Consider the following 5,154-nt stretch of genomic DNA (forward strand, 5'->3'; position numbering starts at 1 on the left):
CCCTGGCGCGCTGGACCAGATCGTCCAGCGCTTCGGTACCGATCTCGTGGCCGAGGTCACGGGCCGGTCGCGCCGCATCGTGAGGAAGGGCGAGGGGCACGCTGCGCGCCTTGTCGTGGAAAGCCGGGCAGGATCTGCCCATCTCGCGGAAGCCGCCGCTTTCATGGATGACCAGAAGCGCATCCTGATCTTCTCGGATGCGGGCGGCACGGGGCGCAGCTATCACGCCGATCTTGGGGCCAAGAACCAGCGCTTGCGGGTCCACTACCTCTTGGAACCCGGCTGGAAAGCCGATGCCGCGATCCAGGGCCTGGGCCGCACCAACCGCACCAACCAGGCGCAGCCGCCGCTGTTCCGCCCCGTGGCCACCGATGTGAAGGCAGAAAAGCGGTTCCTGTCTACCATCGCGCGCCGCCTCGACACGCTGGGTGCCATCACGCGCGGCCAGCGCCAGACCGGCGGACAGGGGCTGTTCCGACCCGAGGACAACCTCGAGTCGCCCTATGCCCGTGATGCCCTGCGCCAACTCTACCGCCGCCTTTATCGCGGCGATGTGGCGGGCTGTTCGCTCGGGGCCTTCGAAGATGCGACCGGCCTGAGCCTGACTGATGACAACGGCCTGAAAGATGACCTGCCGCCGATCACGACCTTCCTCAATCGCCTGCTCGCGCTGACGATCGACATGCAGGCCGTGCTCTTCTCGGCCTTCGAGGAATTGCTCGACCAACGCATCGAGGGCGCCATCGCCGCCGGGGTCTACGACCTCGGGCTGGAGACGCTGCGCGCCGAAAGCTTCCGCGTGACCGACGCACGTGTCATCTACACTCATCCCGGCTCCGGCGCCGAAACCCAGCTGCTGAGCATCGCGGAAAAGCGGCGCAACACGCCGACCTCGCTCGCGGATGCGCTCGACTGGCTCGACGACCCGAAGGCACGGCTTCTGGTCAACAGCCGCTCCGGTCGCGCTGCGGTGCAGGTGCCTGCCACCAGCCTGATGCTCGACGATGGCACCATCGAGCCCCGCCTGCGGTTGATCCGGCCAACAGAAGCCAGCACCTTGCCGGCCAAGATGATGGAGGACACGCATTGGCTCGAGGCCGACCGCACCGCCTTCGCCGCCGCCTGGACTGCGGAACTGGCCGAGGTGCCGGAGTTCTCCGAAGCCACGCTGCACATCGTGGCGGGTCTCCTGCTGCCGATCTGGAAGCAGCTCCCCGAGGACGAAACCCGCGTCTACCGGCTGCAGACCGACGACGGCCAGCGCATCATCGGCCGCCGTGTCTCGCCCGCTTGGGTCGCGACCACGCTGGCCAATGACGCGCCGCAACTCTCGGCGGCGCAGGTCCATGCTCTCGTGCTGGAGGGAAAGACCGTGGTGCGGCTGGCCGAGGGGATGGAGTTGCACCGGTCCCGCGTCATGGGCGTGAACCGGATCGAGCTCTCGGGCTTCACGGAAGCGGCGAAGGATCGGCTCAAGGCAGATGGGTTCTTCTCGGAGATCATCAGCTGGAAGCTGCGCCTCTTCTGCCCGACCGACCCTACCGGCATCGCCGTGCTGGATCGTCTGCTTGCACGGTGTCCTGTGACGGGACTACATGCACGCGGGGGTTGTTGAGCCATGTATTCCGAGACCGACGAATTGATCCGAGCCCTCGCGGAAAACGCCGAAGGCGTCTGTCGCGCTTACCTTCCCGCCGGACGGCGGGAAGGGTCCTACTGGATCGTGGGCGATCTGCAGAACAATCCTGGCCGGTCGCTTTTCGTGCGGCTGACCGGGGCAGCTTCGGGACCCGGTGCGGCTGGCAAGTTCACGGACGGCGCGACAGGCGAGCATGGTGATCTTCTCGACATCATCCGCGAAAGGACCGGGATTTCCCGCTTTCCTGATCTTTTGGCTGAGGCCCGATCGCATCTGGGCCGTCCGCAGCCGGTCTTCCCGGATGTGCCAGTGCAAAGGAAGGCCAAGGCCCCCGGTGGCACGCCAGCGGCGGCGGCGCGGCTCTTCGCAGCCTCGGTGCCGGTAGCAGGCACGCTTGCCGACACCTACCTCCGCTCCCGAGGCCTGACCCAAGGCAGCAGGATGAGCGCCCTGCGCTTCCACCCGAAGTGCTGGCATCGGGATGAGGGCCAGACCCGGAGCGTCCCCAGACCGGCGCTGATCGCGGCGGTCACCGATGGGGCAGGGGCTTTGCAGGGCGTGCATCGCACTTGGCTGGCGCGTGACGGACAGGGGAAGGCGGCTGTCGAGACGCAGCGACGAGCCATGGGTCACCTCCTCGGCAATGCCGTCCGGCTGACCCCGCATGAAGACATCCTCGTCATCGGCGAGGGCATCGAGACCATGCTGTCCCTCGTTGAAGCCGCACCCGGCCTTCCCGTCTGGGCGGCGCTCTCGTCGGGTCACCTCGGGGCGGTCCTGCTGCCGGAGGCGGTGCAGCGCCTCTACATCGCCATCGACCGCGATCCGGCTGGGCGTGGCGCGGCAGAGAGGTTGAGCGCCAGAGCACTTGATGCCGGGATTGCCGTTCGGGTGCTGGAACCGCGGCTCGGGGATTTCAACGATGATCTCCGGGCGAACGGCAGGGAGGCGCTGCGCCAGCATCTGGCAGGGCAGATCGGGCCAGAGGATCGGCATCGCCTGTCAGGCTGAGCTGCATCGCGCAGGGGGCGGTCAGGGGACAGCGGGGCAGGTGTCACGAATCCCTTTCGCGGTTCTGGACCGTCGCTTTGCCCCTTCCCGGGCAATCTCATCCACCCGTCACCCGAGCGGCCTTCAAGAGATGGGCAGGCGGCCATCAAAGGGGCCGCCCCTTCAAGGACGGGGGGCGACTGATTTCCGCCGGCGGCAGAGCCGCCTTTGCATCGCGAGAGCCAAATCAGCCGCCCCCCGTCCTCCTCCACATGCGTTCCGGCCCCGAAAGGGGGTGAAGGGGCAGCCCCCGTGACGGCTTCCGCAGCCCATGAAGGCCGCGCGGGATGACGCGCGGACGAGACAGGCCCGGAGGCAAGAAACCGGTGACGATCCACACCAACGACGACGCGTATGAACCCGCCCACACCGCATCCCAGACCGCCCATGCGCTCGACGAGCTGCAGCTCTATGGCTACCGCGCCTTTGACGAGCCCGATCCGCGACCGATGCCCGATGGGCAGCGCCTCGCGGTCGCCGTCGCCGACATCTTCGACGCCCTCGTCGCGACCCTCGAAGACACCCGCATGGAGCCCGACCTCGAAGAGGTGCTCTGGGGCCAGGTCAACCTCTTCCACCGCGCCACGGCCCGGATCGAGCGGACGCTCGACGAGAACGAGCAGGCGCAGCGCCGCCTCCAGCGCGAGCAGGACGGCTCTGAGGTGAAATCGACCGAACTCGAGCGCCTGACGGCCGAAGGCCTGACCCTGATCGAACGGCGCAACTGCATGGACATGATGCGCGATCACGCCGCGACCGAGTTCGTCCATCACACGGGCTCCACCTGGCGCCCCCGCACCGGCTCGATGGTGAACCGCCAGCACCTGACCTCAGCCCTGATCGACAGCCGCGACTTCCTGGCCGCCAAGCGCCGCGCGGAAACCGAGGTGATGCTCCCCGCTGGCCCCAAGGTCGCCCTCACCGGTGGGACCGACTTCAACGATCATCGCCTGATCTGGGGCAAGCTCGATCAGGTCCGGACCAAGTATCCCGACATGGTCCTTTTGCATGGGGGAAGCCCCAAGGGCGCAGAGCTCATCGCCGCTAAATGGGCCGAATCCCGCGGCGTGACGCAGGTGGCCTTCAAGCCCGACTGGACCAAGCACGCCAAGGCCGCACCCTTCAAGCGCAACGACGCCATGCTGGACGTGCTCCCCGTGGGTGTCCTCGTCTTCCCGGGCAATGGCATCCAGGAGAACCTCGTCGACAAGGCCAAGAAGCTCGGCATCCCGGTCATGAAGTTCGAGAAGGGGGCGTGAGCCCCCGATTCTTCTCGGTGTGCCTTAGTTTGCCCAGCGTGTTTTGGGTCGATCATGATGACTTCAGTCGCTAAGATGATGAAAACACAGTCAGGGGTGTTCATGACGGCTATCGACCGAATCCTTCAGTCCTACCGCGATGCCGCTGTCACCGAGCGCGAGAAGGGCACCTACTTTGAGCGCCTAGCCCTAGCCTTCTTCCTGAACGATCCGGTGCAGGCCGAAGAGTACGATGCGGTATGGACCTGGTCTGACTGGGCCAAGGCGAACGGTCGCGACGGCAAGGACGTCGGCATCGATCTGGTTGCAAAATTGCGCAACGAGGATGGGCTCGCCGCGATCCAAGCCAAGTTCTATGCGGCTGACGCGCGTATCCAGAAGGCGCACATCGACAGCTTTATCTCCGCCTCGGGGAAAGAGCCTTTCCGCAGGCGCGTTGTCCTAGACACGACCGAAAAGGAATGGGGTACCAACGCCGAGGAGATGATCCGGGACCAAGCAATCCCCGTCGTCCGCATCGGTCTGACAGACCTCCGCGAGAGCCGGATCGATTGGACCATCTTCGAGGCTCGCGGCGAAATTGTTCTCAGCGCCAAGAAGTCCCTGCTGGACCATCAGAAGGATGCGCTGGCAAACGTCAGCAAGGGCCTCGCTGCGGCGGATCGCGGCAAGATGATCATGGCTTGCGGCACGGGCAAGACCTTCACCTCGCTGAAGATCGCAGAAGCCATTGCAGGCAAGGGCAAGCGCGTCCTGTTTATGGTGCCGTCGCTGGCATTGATGTCCCAGACTGTGCGTGAATGGACAAATGACACCGAAACGCCAATCCGGGCCTTCGCCGTCTGTTCTGACGCCCATGTTGGCAAACGGCGCAAGAACGCCGAGGACATCGCGGAAATCGAAATCCACGATCTAGCATTTCCGGCAACCACTGACCCGGTCAAGGTCGCAGAGAAGGCGGGCGAGGACGATCCGGAGCGGATGACCGTCATCTTCTCAACGTACCAGTCCATCGTCACGCTCACCCGCGCACAGGAAGCGGGACTGCCCGAGTTCGATCTGATCATCTGCGACGAGGCTCACCGCACCACGGGTGCCACCCTCGATGGCGAGGAAGAGTCCAACTTCGTCAAGATCCACAGCAATGACCATGTCAAAGGCCGCAAGCGCCTTTACATGACCGCGACGCCGCGGATTTTCGGCGAC

General features: G+C 65.4%; 4 protein-coding genes. All 4 read left to right on the plus strand.

The features are described 5' to 3' along the window. Positions 1 to 1,615: strawberry notch C-terminal domain-containing protein (locus ACRCSW_RS21500; protein WP_438707696.1), on the plus strand; the 1,615-nt coding region annotated here is incomplete at its 5' end. A 3-nt stretch (positions 1,616 to 1,618) separates the two neighbouring features. Then, the gene (locus tag ACRCSW_RS21505; protein ID WP_438707697.1) at positions 1,619 to 2,650 is read left to right on the plus strand and encodes a DUF7146 domain-containing protein; all 1,032 of its coding nucleotides are present in this window, start codon (positions 1,619 to 1,621) and stop codon (positions 2,648 to 2,650) included. Positions 2,651 to 3,015: 365 nt separating this feature from the next. Then, positions 3,016 to 3,948: a DUF2493 domain-containing protein gene (locus ACRCSW_RS21510; RefSeq protein ID WP_438707699.1), complete on the plus strand. Its 933-nt coding sequence runs from the start codon at positions 3,016 to 3,018 to the stop codon at positions 3,946 to 3,948. 102 nt (positions 3,949 to 4,050) lie between these two features. Beyond that, on the plus strand, positions 4,051 to 5,154 hold a 1,104-nt coding region (locus ACRCSW_RS21515; RefSeq protein WP_438707698.1), incomplete at its 3' end, for a restriction endonuclease.

It is taken from the genome of Tabrizicola sp. (assembly GCF_051645465.1).
Taxonomy (GTDB): domain Bacteria; phylum Pseudomonadota; class Alphaproteobacteria; order Rhodobacterales; family Rhodobacteraceae; genus Tabrizicola.